Source organism: Nocardia sp. NPDC050408 (assembly GCF_044458905.1).
Taxonomy (GTDB): Bacteria; Actinomycetota; Actinomycetes; order Mycobacteriales; family Mycobacteriaceae; genus Nocardia.
The window spans coordinates 1-15,602 of sequence record NZ_JBITIL010000024.1 but is presented as its reverse complement, the minus strand read 5'-3'; the positions used below and the strand labels follow the sequence as shown (position 1 = coordinate 15,602).

Below are 15,602 nucleotides of genomic sequence, written 5' to 3'. Positions count from 1 at the left end.
CTCACTGGCTCGAATGTCTTGTACATATGTCTAACAGACGAGTTGCACGTTTGTCTAGTACAAATGTGTAAGACGGATGAGTCAGTGCTGGTCTTGCATATAGGCCTTCCAGCCGCCGAATGAGGTGATGTCGGTGGCAGATCGTGCGGCGTCGTAGGTGCAGGCGAAGCCGATAACCGCACGTCCGTCGGAGAGTTCGATACTGGTCAAGGCCATCGGCGCGGGCAGCGCGGCGAGGAAGCGACCGAGCCCCGCCGCCGATACCCGGAACAGCTCGCCGAGGATCGGCGCACCGAGTCCCGAGCCGTGCCGCACCAGTCCTGGTTTCGGGGGTGTGGTGTCCAGTGCGGTCAGGCGGTACGCGTCGGTGGTGCGGATCTCGCCGGTGAACCGCGCGCCGATCTCCTCCAGCTGCCAGTGCAGCGGCTGGCCGCGCAGGTGCGCGCCGAAGACGGCCAGTTCGACACCGTCTTCGACCAATGCCGGGGGAATGTCCTCGCCGACGATGCGGGCGGCGATATCGACGGCGACCTGATCGGTGAAGGCGGGCGTCACGACCATCACCCCGAACGGCGCACCGGTCGCGGTGGGTTGGCCGGGGACGGCGACGGCCGCCATATCCAGGAGATTGCAGAAGTTCGTGAACGTGCCCAGTCGACGGTTGATGCCGAACGGATCCGCTTGTACCGCGGCGATACTCGGATGCTCCGTGGTCGTCGGTAACAGCAGTCCGGCGAATCCCCGCAATGTCTGTGCCGCGGCGGCCTTGGCCTTCGCGAGGGTATCCAGATCGGCCGCGAATCCGGGGCCTGTCGTGGCTCGCGCGGCATTGATGATCGCCGTCACGGTGGGATCGGCACTCGCCGGTGCGGTATCGAGGAACGCCCCGACGGCCGCATAGCGTTCGGCGACGATCGCGCCGTCGTAGAGCAGGAGTGCGGCATCGAGCATCCCGGAGATATCGACCTCTTCGGTCGTGATCCCGCCGCTCGACAGCGCGGATACAGTGCGGGCGAAGGCATCTCGGTACGGATCACTGAGCGTGACGAGATCTTCGGCGCGGGGAACCGCGAGCCGGATGGTCTGCGGTGCGGCGAGCGCTACATCGGCGGGCCAGGACCGGCTGCGCGGATCCCGCGATTCCGGTCCGGCCATGACAGCGGCCGCTCGGACCGCGCGCTCGAGGTCAGTGGCGAAGACCGTCACGGCGTCGTAGTCCGCACACGCTCGGACCACACCGTGCGCGGGAATGATCCCCAAAGTGGCTTTGACACCTACGATTCCGTGCAGTGCGGCCGGGACACGTCCGGAACCCGCGGTGTCCGTACCGATCCCGATATCCGCGACACCCAGCGCCACGGCGACCGCCGATCCGGAACTGGACCCGCCGGAGATCAACTCCGGATCGTGCGCGTGACGCACCGCGCCGTAGGGGCTGCGAGTACCGACGAGCCCCGTTGCGAACTGATCCAGATTCGTTTTACCGAGGACCAGTGCCCCCGCCGCGACCAGGCGCTCGACCGCCGCCGCCGTGACCTCGGCGGTGTAGGCGAATTCGGGACAGGCCGCGGTCGTCGGTAGCCCCGCTACATCGATATTGTCCTTGACCGCGACCAATACCCCTGCCAGCGGCAAGGATTCACCTGCGGCGACCCGTCGCTCAACGGCCGCGGCCTCGGCGGCGACATCGGACTCGACGCGCAGCGTGATCCACACCTCCGGCCGATCGACCTCTGCGATCCGCCGATACGCTGCCGCGACCCGTGCGGTGGGCGTGCCGTGGACTTCGGTATTGCCTAGGACACCTGAGGTCATTCGGCGGCTCCGATCACTGCTAGTGGGGTTCCCGGTTCGACTTTCGCGCCTGGTGCGGCCAGCACCTTCAGTACCGTGCCGGTGCCCGGGCTGTGCACCGGCAGTTCGAGTTTCATCGCCTCCAGGATGGCCACCGGATCGCCCGCGCCGAGGCGTTGGCCCACCTCGACCTCCACCCGCCAGACATTGCCGATCATCGGTGCGGTGACCACCGTCGCGTCCGGCGGTAATCCGGCCAGTGGGTCGGTCACGGGTTCCGCTGCGCTCTCGGCGGTCGCGCTCTGCTCGAATTCCCCTGCGGCGCGCCAGGCCTGCTTCTCCGCATCGAAGGCGATGGCCTGTTTGGCCTCGAATTCCGTTATGGCTTCCGCATTTTCGGCGAGCAGTCGCAGATGGTCGGCGAGTGCGAAGGTGCCATCGCTGACCTCGGCGTCGAAACGCCCCGCTGCGGCGGCCGCGCGCTGCTCGAGCAACTGCTCAGCAGTCACCGGCTCCCAGACGATCCGGTCGAAGAATCGAAACAGCCATGGGGTGCCTGCTTCGAATGGCGCGGATTGCCGGTAGCTGGACCAGATCGGCACCGTCCGGCCGATCAGTTGATAGCCGCCCGGTGATGCCATGCCGTATACGCAGAGGTACTTGCCGCCGATACCAACCGCATCCGATGGCGTCCAGGTGCGTGCCGGATTGTACTTGGTGGTGACCAACCGATGTCGCGGATCGAGCGGAACCGCGAGCGGTGCACCGAGGTATACGTCACCGAGGCCGAGCACCAGGTACTCCGCGTCGAATACCGCGGCACGCACATCCGCGATGCTGTCGAGGCCATTGATGCGGCGGATGAACTCGGTGTTCGACGGCAGCCACGGCGCGGTATCGCGGACCCCGCTGCGGTATCGATCGATGGCCTCGGCAATCGAGGGATCGTCGAACGACAACGGCAATCGAATCGTGCGACTGGGCACCACGAGGTCGTGGGTGGCGGGCAGTTCGGATTCGAGGTCGGTCAGCCTGCCGAGCAACCGATACTGCGGCAGCACCTCGGGATCGAAATGGATGTGCAGCGAACGGACACCCGGTGTCACATCGATGATGCCCGGGAGGCCGGTGGCCGCCAATGCCTCGGCGAGTGCGTGTACCCGCATGCGCAGGCCGAGATCCAGCACCCTCTCGCCGTATTCGACCAGGATATTGTCATCGCCGCCGCGCAAATAGGCGACCGGCGGACGATCCGCACCCGCCGCGACGGTGCCGAGGATGCCGCGATCGTCCAGTCCGACCGGCGCGCGGGAACCGGTGAGCAGGCTCGGTGTCGCAGATGGGGCATCGGCCTCGGCGCGGGCGGCGTTCGAACGGCGCAGCGCCGTGGCCCGGGCATCGTCGACGGGCACGAAGCGGACGGTATCCCCGGGACGTAACTGGCCGAGCTTCCAGCGATGCGCCGAGATCACGGTCAGCGGGCAGGCGAAGCCGCCGAGGCTCGGACCGTCCGGACCGAGCAGGATCGGGGTATCACCGGAGACATTCAATGTTCCTACGCTGTACGGGTTGTCGTGCAGATTCGACGGATGCAGCCCCGCATCGCCGCCGTCGGTGCGCGACCAGGTCGGCTTCGGACCCTCCAGCCTGATACCGGTGCGATTCGCATGACTGCCGACTTTCCAAGGGTGCGAATAGAATTGGTCCATATCCGCGTCGGTGAAATAGGTTGGCGCGGTCTGTGGTCCGATACCGACGGCCAGTTGCCAGACATGCGTGAATCGGGGTCGTTCGTCGAGCGGAACCTCTTGCGGCTCAGCGAGTTCGGGTCGATCCCTGACGACTCCCAGCACGTCACCCGCGACAATTGCTTTACCGGTGCTGCCGCCGAAACCGCCGAGCGTGAAGGTTGCGGCGCTGCCGTGATAGAGCGGTGCATCGATGCCACCGCGCACCGCGAGGTAGGTGCGCAGGCCGGCGTCCGACGGTGCGCCGATATCGAGCACCGACCCGGCCGGGACGGTCACCGGCTGCCACATCCGGATCGGCCGTTCATCCACCGTGACCGGCGCCGAGGCGCCCGTCACGCACACCACGGTCGTATCGGTGAAAAGCAGTCGGGGACCATGCAGCGTACATTCCAGCGCGGGTACCCCGGATGGGTTGCCGACGGCGATATTCGCCAGGGTGAACGACAGATCATCCATCGGGCCCGACGGCGGAATTCCGACCTGCCACAAGCCGATTCGGCCCGGATGATCCTGAATCGTGGTCATCGTGCCTGCGCGCAGCACATCGATGCGATGGCTGGCGGGTCGGATATCGGCCAGCGTGGTCGTGACATGGTCCGCGGCTAGCACCACGGGATCTGCGCTCGCCGCCCGCAACTGGGGCAGATTCGTTTGGACCCCGTAGATCCTGGTCGCGACCAGCGCATCGCTCAATTCCGCGAAGGCGGCCGCGCGCGTGGCTCCCGAGGTGATCACCTTCGCGAGCAGCGGGTCGTAATACGGACTGACCTCGGTGCCCGTCGTGACCCAGGTATCGACGCGAACCCCGGTATCCACCGGAAACGTAGCCGAAGTGATCAGCCCGGCGCTCGGTCGGTAATCGTGTCCCGGATCCTCGGCGTAGACCCGCGCCTGCACGGCCCATCCGCTGATCACCGGTCCGGTCTCGGGCAGTTCGTCGACCATCGAGCTGTCCCCACCCGCCAGCCGCAGCATCCACCCGACCAGATCGATCCGAGTGATCGCCTCGGTCACCGGATGCTCGACCTGCAGCCGGGTATTCATCTCGAGGAACGAGGCCGCACCGCGCTCGATGTCGTAGACGAATTCCACCGTGCCCGCCGATCGGTACCCGACCGACCTGGCCAACTCCCGCGACGCCGCGAGCAACTGCTCTGACAGCTCCGGCGCGAGTTCGGGTGCGGGCGCTTCCTCCAGCACCTTCTGATTGCGCCGCTGCAGCGAACAATCCCTGGTGCCGAGGCTCACCACACGCCCGTGACCGTCACCGAACAGCTGCACCTCGACATGCCTGGCCCGCGCCACGAACCGCTCCAGGAAGACACCGGTCGAGGAGAAATGTGTCGCGGCCAAACGCTGCACACGCGCATAGGCCGACCGCAGCTCATCGGCATTTTCGCAGGCCTGCATGCCGATGCCGCCGCCACCACCGACGGCCTTGAGCATTACTGGATAGCCGATACGCTCGGCCTCGGCAACCGCGTGCTCGGCCGATTCGAGCAGCCCGGTGCCCGGAATCAATGGCACCCCAACGGCTTTGGCCGTCTCGCGGGCGGTGTGCTTATCGCCGAAGATGCGCAATTGCTCCGGCGTCGGCCCGACGAATGCGATCCCGGCATCGGTCACCGCCGCAGCGAAATCCGCATTCTCCGAAAGGAATCCGTATCCGGGATGAATCGCACCCGCACCCGTCGACAGCGCCGCTGCGATCACCCGGTCCGCGCGCAGGTACGACTCGGTCGCCGGACTCGACCCCAGATGTACTGCTACATCGGCGATTTCGACATGGGCGGCACCGACATCGGCATCGGAGTACACGGCGACGGTCTTCAGTCCGAGCGCATGCGCCGTCCGCATGATCCGGCAGGCGATTTCGCCGCGATTGGCGACCAGAACTGTATCGAATTCCAATGTCACCGAAAACTCCCTATTCAGTTGCCAAGGACATCGCGGTAATGGCCCGCGTGACCCGATCGAGAACGACATCGAGCGATTCGCCGATGTGCGTGTGCAGCAGTCGGTATGCCAGCGCAAGATCTTGTGCCAGTACGGCATCCAGAATTCCCAGATGCTCGGCAATGGTGGTCTCGATCCGGTTGTTGACCATGAAGTCGTACATCCGGACATGCCGGATCCGCGAATTCACCGCCTTCAGCGAACGCACCAGCTCGGCATTGCCCGCCGCCGTCAGCAGCGTGACGTGGAACTCCTCGTCGCGCACCACGAAACCGGGCTCCTGCTCGGGCGGATCCGCCCGCAGGGCCAGCCAGGCCTCCCGTTCGGCCGCCAGCAGCGCATGATCGTGCACGACCGCCGGATTATCGATGGCGCGCTGAATTCCGCTGAGCTCCAAGGTGATTCGCAGCTCGTACAGGTCTCGGATCAGCGGAATGCTCGGCCGCACCGGAGTGAAGCCGTATTCCTCCCGATGTAAAAGCCCGTCCGAGCACAGCATGGTCAGCGCCTCCCGGACCGGCGTGCGCGAGATACCGAACCGAGTCGACAGCTTGGGCTCGGTCAGCCGCTCGCCGAACCGGATATCACCGTTCATCAACTCGCCGCGCAAAGTCGTATAAACAACGTCTCGCAGCGGCCGTCCCCCCGCATCCGCCAGTGTGGCCACCCGTGTCGACATGCGTGTATACGCTATGGACCTCGCGTTTCATCGAGATGACCGCACGTTAGCAAGCGGTAAGAGTCTGCTCATCGCCCATATGGGACGACCAGGGACATATCGGAACCGTCGCGCATTCCTTCGGCGCGCCGCCTTCCGGAATTTCGCACCGGCGGTGCACAGTGAGGGGGAGCAGACAGCAACACTTGGCAACGTCGCCGCACCACCGCAGGACACATTGTCCCAGCAGGCTGATGACAGCCGCGCACTTTCGTGCCGCCGGTCGGTGCAGATCCGTCACGACGCCGGGTGCACCTACGAGAGGTCTCGGGAGGTATGGATGGATGCGTTCGTGATCGTTGGCTTGCTCGCCCTGGTCTGCGGGCTACTAGCGGTCATTGCCTGCGCGGTGTGGTGGCCCACCCCGGACCGCCGGGCCAACCAGCGTAAACAGCTCCGCCCCCGACCTGTGCGGGCCGGGGGCGGAACCATTCGTCTCAACCACGAGTCGGGGTGACAGGATTTGAACCTGCGACCTCTTCGTCCCGAACGAAGCGCGCTACCAAGCTGCGCCACACCCCGTGAAGCGAACCTGGAGTAGCTTACAACAGCTCACGTCCAGACGTTAAACCCGCAGGTCAATCAGCCTCCGTGGGGTCGAATGCTGGTGAAGATGCGCATCGCGGTGGCCGTGTCGACGGCATTGGGGACGCCGGTGTCGGCCGCGATCACCATGACGAAATTGCCGCTATCGGTCGGGGTCGCGAAGGTGTAGATCGAGTACTCCGTCGCGCAGCCCGGGTTGACCTTGGTCGCGGTGCCCTTGGTCTCGACGAACATGCCCTGCTGGGAGCCGTCGAGCGAGCGCAGCGGCTGCGCGGCGCCGGGTGTGCCGCCCGGTGAGTCGGGGTATGCGATCTTGGCGGTTCTGGTGCCGAGTTCGGTTGCGGCGGTTGCCGAATCGGTGTCCTTGGAGCCGGTCAGGAAGGCCACGGTGCGGGTCGAGCCGGGGCAGTAACTCTTCCCCTCGGTGGCCAACCCCTTACCGGTGACGGCATTCGGCGGTTCGCCGAAGCCACCGACCTTGCCGTCGGGGGCCACCGTCCAGTCGGCGGGCACGTCATAGGCGGCACCGAGATCCGTGGCCACCACCACCTGGTAACCGGGTACGACCGGCGTTTCGTTATTGGCCGGGGCGTGCTTGGTGGTGGTCGGCTGAGTCGAGGTATGCGAACCAGTGGGGGTGAGTGCACTCACCATCGAGGGAGCCGGATTTTGCGCCGTGGTCTCGTCGGAGTCGTGGTTGGCCGTGACGATCGCCACCGTCGCCCCGGCCGCGACCACGAGCGTCGCGACCGCGGCGGCGATCCAGGTGGTGCGGCGTCCGTGGGTCGGTCGATTCGCGCTCGACGCGGCGGTCAAGTGCGATGCGAATCGGTCACCGAAGAGCGCATTCGAGCCCGGGCCCTGGGGCACTTGCATCCCGCCATACGGTCCGGATGGCGTTGCACCGGGCTGGAATTGCGTCGCCGAGCCCGCCTGCGCCGAGCCCGCCTGCCATGCCGGAGCGGGTTGCGGCGCCCACTGCAGGGTCGGATCGAATTGACCAGGGGCACTTGTCGTTTGCTGCTGGGGCGGCCACGGCATGGGCAGCGCCGGTGCGACGCCGCCGTTCCACGGTGTGGCCGTGGGTTCCGGGCCGAACGGTGACAGTGCGGTCGGATCGAGCTGTACCGGCGCACCGAACGTGCTGTGCGATTCGTCGGCCGCCGGCCGAGCGGGCTCGGACTGCCCCGGCTGTCCCAGCGCAGGGCCGAATTGCTCTGCGCTGGAAGGCTGTTGCTGATAGTGCGTACCGGATTCGCGCCGGTCGTCGGAATCACTCACGACTGTGCCCCGCTGGCGCTCGGCTTCGTCGTGCGCGATTGCACGCTGTGTTGATGGTTCACTCGCTCCGCCCGCTCACGCTGTCCCCTGCCTGACGTCAGTCTCGGCAAAGGACCTTAGCGGAACTCAGCGAGCGATGGCTTCCGAGGGTGAAACGCCCTGTCCGCTTTCGGCATTGGGACGCTTCGGCGGTGCGGCGACCAGAGTCAGCAGCGTCGCCTCGGGGCGGCAGCAGAACCGGTACGGCGCCCACGGCGAGGTGCCCAGACCTGCGGAGACGTGCAGTTGGGTGTGCGCGCCCCACTTGGACGAGCCCTTCACCCGCGAGCGATCGATACCGCAGTTGGTGACGAGCGCACCGTATCCGGGCAGGCACAGCTGGCCGCCGTGCGTATGTCCGGCCATGACCAGGTCGTAGCCGTCCTCGGCGAAACGGTCCAGCACCCGGGGTTCGGGGGAGTGGGACAGTCCGATGCTCAGCACGGCGAGCGGGTTGGGCGCGCCCGCGACGGTGTCGTACCGGTCGCGCTGCAGGTGCGGATCGTCGACGCCCGCGCTCGCGATGCGTATGCCCGCGACCTCGATATCGCGGCGGACGTGGGTCAGATCGAGCCAGCCGCGTTCGGTGAAGGCCGCGCGCAGATCCTTCCACGGCAACGGCGCGCCATACACCCGGCGGTGATCCTTCTTGAAGTACTTCGCCGGATTCTTCGGCACCGGCGCGAAATAGTCATTGCTGCCGAAAACGAAAAGGCCTGGGCGGGAAAGCAATCCGCCGAGGGCCTGCACCACCGCGGGCACCGACTTCTGGTGCGAAAGATTGTCCCCCGTATTGACGACCAGATCCGGCTCCAGCCGATCCAGCTCCCGCAGCCACTGCTGCTTGAGCTTCTGACCGGGCATCATGTGCAGATCGCTGATGTGCAGTATCCGTAGTGACGACGAGCCCGGCGCTAGGACGGGCATCGTGGCCTCGCGCAGTACGAAGGCATTTCGTTCGATCAGCGAGGCGTAGCCGATACCGGCCACCGCGGCCCCGGCGGCTCCCAACGCGGTTCGTCGGATGGCGGAGGTCGAGATTACGGGCATTTGCCCAGCATAGGTGACCCCGGTGCGGAACGCCGAGTGTGTTTCCGCACAAGCGGTCGGCTGGTCGTTTCGAGCGACCTGCAAGCAGTCGCTACGGAGCGTGTGGTGAATCCGGGTCGAGCGTCAAATGTAGTGGGCCGGGAACGGGGAAACGGCTACCGTGTGGCACATGTCGGAACTCAAATCGCAGCTGCGTGCGGATATGACCGCCGCGATGAAAGCCAAGGACACGCTGCGCCTCGCCACCCTCAGGATGCTGCTCGCCGCCATCCAGACCGCGGAGGTCGCGGGCTCGCAGGCGCGTGAACTCTCCGACGCCGAGGTCATCGCCGTACTGCAGAAAGAGGCGAAGAAGCGCAACGAGTCGGCCGAGGTCTACACCCAGGCCGGGCGTGGCGACCTGGCCGCCAACGAACACGCCGAGGCGCGCATCATCGATGAATATCTGCCGACGCAGCTGACCGACGCCGAGGTCGCCGACGTCGCCGATACCGCGATCGCGCAGGTCGCCGAGGAACTCGGCGAGCGGCCGGGCATGCGCCAGATGGGTCAGGTCATGAAGGCGGCCACCGCGATCGCCGCTGGTAAGGCCGACGGCTCCCGGATCTCGGCCGCCGTGAAGGCGCGCCTGTAGCCATACATATACGAAAGCCGCCGATCCGGGATCCGGGTCGGCGGCTTTCGTATTGTCAGTGGCGCTATCGAGGCACTGGGAATCCCGGAATATTCGGCAATCCCGGTATGCCGGGAATACCCGGAATCGGAAGCCCAGGCGCCGGTGCCGGTCCAGGTGCCGGCGCGGGTGCCCGTTCGGTCCCATCGCTGATATAGATCGTGATCACCGACCCGGGAATCGCCGACCCATTCGGCGCTGTCCCCATCACCGTCCCCTTCGGCGGCGCACCGACGCCGTTCACCGGCGAGACCTGGAATCCCGCGGCGACCAGCGCGGCGGTCGCCTGACCCTGGGTCATGCCCGCGACATCGGGGACCTGAGCCTGATTGGATCCGCGCACATACTTATCGTCCAGCGGTGGCAGTCCGGGTGGCGGGAAGTTCCCGATCACCGGCTTGACCGCGTTGAACCAGGTGCGAGCGGGTTCATTACCACCGAAGAGATTGCCGTCGCCGCAGCTGCGCAGCGGGAAAGAGCAGATCTCACCGGGCGTCGGGCTGTCGCCGTAGATGTAGGCCGCGGCCGCGAGCGAATTGGTGAAACCGAGGAACGCCGAGGAGCGGTGGCTCTCGGTGGTTCCCGTCTTGGCCGACAGCGGCAGATTCCAGCCGGTGGCCTGGGCCGCACCGGCCGCCGTACCGCTGACGTCGTCCTTACTAAGGGCGTTGGCCAGGGTGTTCGCCAGCCCGGGATCGACGACTTGCTCGCATGCCTGCTGGGTCAGCGGCACCGTCTTACCGTAACGGTCGACCACCTCCTTGATCGGCGAGGGCGGGCACCACCGGCCGCCGGAACCCAAGGTCGCGGCCACATTCGACAGTTCGAGCGGGTTGATCGCGACCGGGCCGAGGGTGAACGAGCCGAGGTTCTGCTCCTTGATCATGTCCGCCAGGCTCTGGTTGCCGTGGCCCGAGCTGCCCGCCTCGGTGTAGGAGCGCATGCCGAGGCGAACCGCCATATCGACAGTCGGGGTGACCCCGACGGCCTGGATCAGCTTGACGAACGCGGTATTCGGCGAGGTGGCCAGCGCCTCGGTCACCGACATCGGCGACTTGTAGTTACCCGCGTTCTGCACGCAATAGGTGGCGGGCGGGCAGCCGCGCGCACCACCGTTACCCATGCCCTTTGCCTCGAATCGGCCCGGTACATCGAGTTGAGCGTTGATACCGAGGCCCTTTTCCATGGCCGCGGCCGTGGTGAAGATCTTGAAAATCGAGCCGGCGCCGTCACCGACCATCGAATACGGCTGCGGCTGCACCGTTTCATTGGCATCGCGGTTCAGGCCGTAGGTGCGGCTGCTGGCCATGGCGAGCAGCGGATGCGAATCCTGTCCCGGGCCGACCACCGACATCACCTGCGCGATGTCGTCCAGGTTCGGGTTCGCGGCATCGGTAACCGAACGTTTCACCGAATCCTGCAGAGCCGGATCGAGCGTGGTCTTGATCGTGTAGCCACCGGTATTGATCTGCTCGCGGCTGATACCGGCATTGGCCAGATACTGCATCGCGTAGTCGCAGAAGAACCCACGATCGTTGGCGGCGATGCAGCCGCGCGGCAGCCCCTTCGGCTCGGGCAGCACGCCGAGCGGTTCGGACTTGGCCTTGCGGAATTCCTCGGTGCGGCTGGGGATGTTCTGGATCAGCGTGTCCAACACGGTATTGCGCCGCTGCAGCACACCCTCGGGATTGGTGTAAGGATTCAGCTTCGAGCTGGACTGCACCATGCCCGCGAGCATCGCCGACTGCGGCACATTCAGATTCGCGGCGTCGACGCCGAAGTAGGTCTGCGCCGCGTCCTGGATGCCATAGGAGGAGTTACCGAACGGGACGAGATTCAAGTATCGAGTGAGGATCTCGTCCTTGGTCAGCTCCCGGTCCAGCGTGAGCGCCATCCGGATCTCGCGCAGTTTGCGCGCGGGTGTGGTCTCGATGGCGGCCCGGCGCTCGGCGTCGGTCTTGGCAACGACGAGTAGCTGGAAGTTCTTTACATACTGCTGATCGAGGGTGGACGCACCCTGTTGCACCTCGCCGCTGCTGGTATTGGTGACGAACGCGCGCATGGTGCCCGTCCAGTCCACACCCGCGTGCTCGGCGAAGCGCCGATCCTCGATGGAGACGATCGCCAACTTCATATCGTTGGAGATTTTGTCGCTGGGGACCTCGAAGCGGCGCTGCTCGTACAACCAGGCGATGGGCGTTCCGTTCGCGTCGACCATGGTCGAGACGGCGGGGACGGTGCCCTCCACCAACTCCGCGGACACATTGTCGACGGCGTCGGCGGCCCGGTTGGAGACGAACCCGAAACCGCCTGCGAGAGGGAACAACAACCCGGCGACGAGCACGGCGGCCAGCGCGCAGCTGCCGGCCAGCCTCGCGAGCGTATGTGTGATCGGCACGAGCCCAGACTACGGGGTGCCGATTTAGCGCTCTCGGGTGTGTTTGCGTGTAGCGCGGATCCTGGAGTTCTCGAGCGAGCACGGCGAGTGAGCAATAGACACGGCCCGGCACGGAGCTGGCGGAGCTGAGTGCCAGCGAGGCGCAGCCTGCCCCGATTGGGCGTGTCGTGGGATGGATTCCGGCGTGTCGCGGAGGGGCGGACCGCAGGGCGAGTCGACCGCCCGGTTCTGGATCACGGTTGCAGGGACGGACGTACCAAAAAGTCTCGGGACGGTCTTGCGCAGAGGCCATACCTTTACCTAGATTGAGAACCCAGTGTGATAGAGCTAACACTCAAAGTGGAATGTGGTGCAGTTCGCAGCGGGGTTTGGGTTGCTGCGACACTGACACGCGATTCTGGAGCGCCGTTGACCCGGTGTTCGGACTGCAAAGGGGCACACCAAATGCACATGACAACCCCCATCGCTCGATTGGACGTAGAGCAGGCCGAAGCAAGGATCGCCTGGGTAGCCCAGGCCCGATGCAAGGAAGTAGACCCCGATCAACTGTTCGTCCGCGGCGCGGCGCAGCGCAAGGCGGCGACGATCTGCAGGCACTGCCCGGTGCTGATGCAGTGTGGGGCCGATGCGCTCGACAATCGAGTCGAATTCGGCGTGTGGGGTGGAATGACCGAACGGCAGCGTCGTGCGCTGCTCAAGCAGCACCCGGAGGTGACGTCCTGGGCAGACTTTTTCCAGGCCCAGCGTCAACATCAAATTGCAATCTAACCCTGGAAATGAAGCCGAGCCCGCGATTGCGGGCTCGGCTTCGTTAATGGGCCTATATCAAACCGACATCAGAATGACACAGTCGCTCAGTCGATTTCGGCTCAGGCGGTCACCTCGACCTCGTGCGCATCGGTGAGCTGTGCACCGACGGCACGCAGCGCCTCGAGATCGGAGACCTCGAAGGGCAGCGCGGTCACCGAGGTGATCGGCACGCGCGGATGCGCACCGGTGAACCGGTGCAGCAGATGCTGTTCGCGCTTGGCGGTGGCGACCCGCTGAGCATGGATGCGCAGCACCGCGGCGGTCAGCGGATCGGATTCGGCCAGTTGATCGGCGGCGGTCAGCGCGTGATCGGCCGATAGTGAGCTGAGCACCGGGTGGGTCCGGTTCAAGATCAGTCCGGCCAGCGGCATGCGTTCGGTGGAGAGCCGGTCGACGAAGAACGACGCCTCGCGCAGCGCATCCGGTTCGGCGGCCGCGACCACCACGAAGTGCGTGCCCGGCTTGGACAGCATCGCGTAGGTACGGTCCGCGCGATCTTGGAACCCACCGAACAGCGACTCCAGCGACTGCAGGAAATTCGACGCATCCTTGAGCATCTGGCCGCCGACAACAGTCGACACACCGCGTACGGCCAGGCTCATCGCACCGGTCACCAATCGGGTGACACCGCGACCGGGAGCCATGATGACCCGGATCATCCTGCCGTTCAAGAAGTTTCCGAGCCGCTTGGGCGCATCGAGGAAATCGAGGGCATTGCGCGACGGGGGAGTGTCGACCACGATCAGGTCCCACTCCTTGTGCCCGGCCAACTGACCGAGCTTCTCCATCGCCATGTACTCCTGCGTACCACCGAAGGAGGAGGCGACCGTCTGATAAAAGGGATTGGCGAAAATCTGCTCCGCCTTCTCCGGATTGGTGTGCTCGAGCACCATATCGTCGAAGGTGCGCCGCATATTGAGCATCATCGCGTGCAGTTCGCCCTTGACCTCCGGGCCGAGCGCCACCCGCTGCGGAGTGTTGTCCAGATCGGCGACACCGAGTGACTGGGCCAGCCGACGTGCCGGGTCGATGGTGAGCACCACGACCTTGCGACCCTGCTCGGCCGCGCGCAAGGCGATGGCCGCCGCGGTGGTCGTCTTGCCGACGCCGCCGGAGCCGCAGCAGACCACCACTCGCGCGGTGCGGTCGGCGATAATGCTCGAAATATCCAGTGGCGCAGCCATATTCGGATTGCTCATCGGACCCCCTGCTTGCTCAGATGTTCGGCAAGTTCATAGATGCCACCGAGATCCATGCCGTCGGCGAGTGCGGGCAGATACATCCGCGATACATCCACTTTCGCGAGTTCGGCGGCGCTGTCGTCCTGTGCCCGCAAAGTGGCCGAATGCTCGACGGTTTCGGTGATAAGGCCCTGGAAGTCCTGGTCCGATAGGGAAATTCCGGCCTCGGTGAGTCCGGCGCGAATGGCGTCGAGGTCGATATCGCCCTGCGCGGCCTTATTCCGCACGTCGGCGGGTAGCTGGCCCTTGGTCGCGCGGTTCACGATGACGGTGCCGATCCGAAGGTCATTGGCGGTGAGTTCGGCGACCGCGTCGGCGGTTTCCTGCACCGGCAGTGCCTCCAGCAGGGTGACCAGGTGGATCATGGTCTGATCGGAGTGCAGCAGCCGCGAAACGCCCTCGGCCTGCGAGGCGATCGGCCCGCCCTTGGCCACCTCGACCATGGCCTGGGTGACATCGAGGAAGCTGGCGATGCGTCCGGTCGGCGGTGCGTCGACGACGATTTCGTCGAATACCTGCTTGCCCTGCTTGTCCACTCGGACAGCGCATTCCTTGATCTTGCCGGTCAAGATGACATCGCGCAGACCAGGTGCGATCGTGGTGACGAATTCGATGGCGCCGACCCGGCGCATCGCCCGCCCGGCGAAGCCCAAGTTGTAGAACATATCCAGGTATTCGAGAAAGGCGTGCTCGATATCCAGTGCGAGCGCGACAACTTCACCGCCGCCGTCCGCGGTGGCGATCCTGGTTTCGGTGGGCGGCAGCGGCGGCAGATCGAACAGCTGGGCAATGGATTGTCTGCTCTCCACCTCGACCAACAGCACCCGCCGTCCGCCCGCGGCCAGCGCGAGTGCCAGCGCGGCGGCGACCGTCGACTTGCCGGTCCCCCCTTTGCCGGAGACATAATGCAGGCGGGCCCTATCCGCGCGCTCCGGCCAACCCGTTTCCAGCCCCGGCTCCGCCGAAATAGGCACTGCTGTTGGTACTCCCACGATCGCGAGCCTATAACCAGTTCCGAGACCGCGTCCCAGCGATATGGTCAGCGCCTCATTTTCCAGAGATTCTGCCTCAGACAGTTGCGCCAGAGTTTGCCGCAAGGTGAGATACCTGCCCTACCGAGCACGACGGAGCGAGTCTTACGAGGGACCCATTCGTGGCCTTCTCGCGGCCGAGGGGCCGAAGCGCATGCGGGCATCGACCATCCGGCGCCTGTGCATCGGGTGCTGAACGATCCGCCATCAGCAACCACGACGGAGCGAGTCTTACGAGCGACCCGTTCGCGGCCCGTCTCGCGTCCGAGCCGTCGAAGCGCATGCGACGAAGTCGCGAGTCTCGACGGCTCGGA

The 15,602-nt window shown here is 65.6% G+C and carries 10 protein-coding genes and 1 tRNA gene; 2 read left to right on the top strand and 9 right to left on the bottom strand.

Annotated elements, in window-relative coordinates; all coding sequences use genetic code 11:
- Positions 1-81: 81 nt before the first annotated feature.
- The 6 genes from atzF to ACIBJI_RS37750 all read right to left on the bottom strand — a co-directional run bounded on the left by atzF (position 82) and on the right by ACIBJI_RS37750 (position 9,135).
- Positions 82-1,815, bottom strand: a complete 1,734-nt coding sequence (gene atzF, locus ACIBJI_RS37775) for an allophanate hydrolase (protein WP_397087945.1) — start codon at positions 1,813-1,815, stop codon at positions 82-84.
- Positions 1,812-5,462 (bottom strand): urea carboxylase, encoded by a 3,651-nt coding sequence (gene uca / locus ACIBJI_RS37770; protein WP_397087943.1) that lies wholly within the window; start codon positions 5,460-5,462, stop codon positions 1,812-1,814. The genes atzF and uca overlap by 4 nt, the downstream gene beginning before the upstream one ends.
- Positions 5,463-5,472: 10 nt before the next feature.
- Positions 5,473-6,180 carry a GntR family transcriptional regulator gene (locus ACIBJI_RS37765; protein ID WP_364359552.1) on the bottom strand — a complete coding sequence of 236 codons (708 nt, stop codon included), beginning with the start codon at positions 6,178-6,180 and terminating at the stop codon, positions 5,473-5,475.
- 487 nt (positions 6,181-6,667) lie between these two features.
- Positions 6,668-6,741, bottom strand: a tRNA-Pro gene (locus tag ACIBJI_RS37760).
- 60 nt (positions 6,742-6,801) lie between these two features.
- On the bottom strand, positions 6,802-8,046 hold the full coding sequence (locus tag ACIBJI_RS37755; protein WP_364359549.1) for a hypothetical protein: 1,245 nt from the start codon (positions 8,044-8,046) through the stop codon (positions 6,802-6,804).
- A gap of 126 nt (positions 8,047-8,172) precedes the next feature.
- Positions 8,173-9,135: a metallophosphoesterase gene (locus tag ACIBJI_RS37750; RefSeq protein WP_364359546.1), complete on the bottom strand. Its 963-nt coding sequence runs from the start codon at positions 9,133-9,135 to the stop codon at positions 8,173-8,175.
- Positions 9,136-9,304: 169 nt separating this feature from the next.
- On the opposite strand from ACIBJI_RS37750, the gene ACIBJI_RS37745 reads away from it, so the two are divergent.
- Entirely contained in the window at positions 9,305-9,769 is a 465-nt protein-coding gene (locus ACIBJI_RS37745; protein WP_364359543.1) for a GatB/YqeY domain-containing protein, read from the top strand.
- 64 nt (positions 9,770-9,833) lie between these two features.
- On the opposite strand, the gene ACIBJI_RS37740 is transcribed toward ACIBJI_RS37745, so the two are convergent.
- The gene (locus ACIBJI_RS37740; RefSeq protein ID WP_364359540.1) at positions 9,834-12,206 is read right to left on the bottom strand and encodes a penicillin-binding protein; all 2,373 of its coding nucleotides are present in this window, start codon (positions 12,204-12,206) and stop codon (positions 9,834-9,836) included.
- 444 nt (positions 12,207-12,650) lie between these two features.
- Here ACIBJI_RS37740 and ACIBJI_RS37735 point away from each other — a divergent pair, with 444 nt between their 5' ends.
- Positions 12,651-12,974: a WhiB family transcriptional regulator gene (locus ACIBJI_RS37735; protein WP_040686051.1), complete on the top strand. Its 324-nt coding sequence runs from the start codon at positions 12,651-12,653 to the stop codon at positions 12,972-12,974.
- 101 nt (positions 12,975-13,075) lie between these two features.
- Here the strand turns inward: ACIBJI_RS37735 and ACIBJI_RS37730 are convergent, their stop codons facing one another.
- Together ACIBJI_RS37730 and ACIBJI_RS37725 are read right to left on the bottom strand one after the other, a co-directional pair.
- Positions 13,076-14,215, bottom strand: coding sequence for an ArsA family ATPase (locus ACIBJI_RS37730; protein ID WP_364359536.1), 1,140 nt, complete (start codon positions 14,213-14,215; stop codon positions 13,076-13,078).
- Positions 14,212-15,231, bottom strand: coding sequence for an ArsA-related P-loop ATPase (locus ACIBJI_RS37725; RefSeq protein WP_364359567.1), 1,020 nt, complete (start codon positions 15,229-15,231; stop codon positions 14,212-14,214). The genes ACIBJI_RS37730 and ACIBJI_RS37725 overlap by 4 nt, the downstream gene beginning before the upstream one ends.
- Between the last annotated feature and the right edge of the window lie 371 nt (positions 15,232-15,602).

Excerpts from the sequence above, each read along its gene's own strand:
- atzF (WP_397087945.1), bottom strand. The coding sequence starts at position 1,815 with ATGACCTCAGGTGTCCTAGGCAATACCGAAGTCCACGGCACGCCCACC.
- ACIBJI_RS37765 (WP_364359552.1), bottom strand. The coding sequence starts at position 6,180 with ATGTCGACACGGGTGGCCACACTGGCGGATGCGGGGGGACGGCCGCTG.
- ACIBJI_RS37750 (WP_364359546.1), bottom strand. The coding sequence starts at position 9,135 with ATGCCCGTAATCTCGACCTCCGCCATCCGACGAACCGCGTTGGGAGCC.
- ACIBJI_RS37745 (WP_364359543.1), top strand. The coding sequence starts at position 9,305 with ATGTCGGAACTCAAATCGCAGCTGCGTGCGGATATGACCGCCGCGATG.
- ACIBJI_RS37735 (WP_040686051.1), top strand. The coding sequence starts at position 12,651 with ATGCACATGACAACCCCCATCGCTCGATTGGACGTAGAGCAGGCCGAA.
- ACIBJI_RS37730 (WP_364359536.1), bottom strand. The coding sequence starts at position 14,215 with ATGAGCAATCCGAATATGGCTGCGCCACTGGATATTTCGAGCATTATC.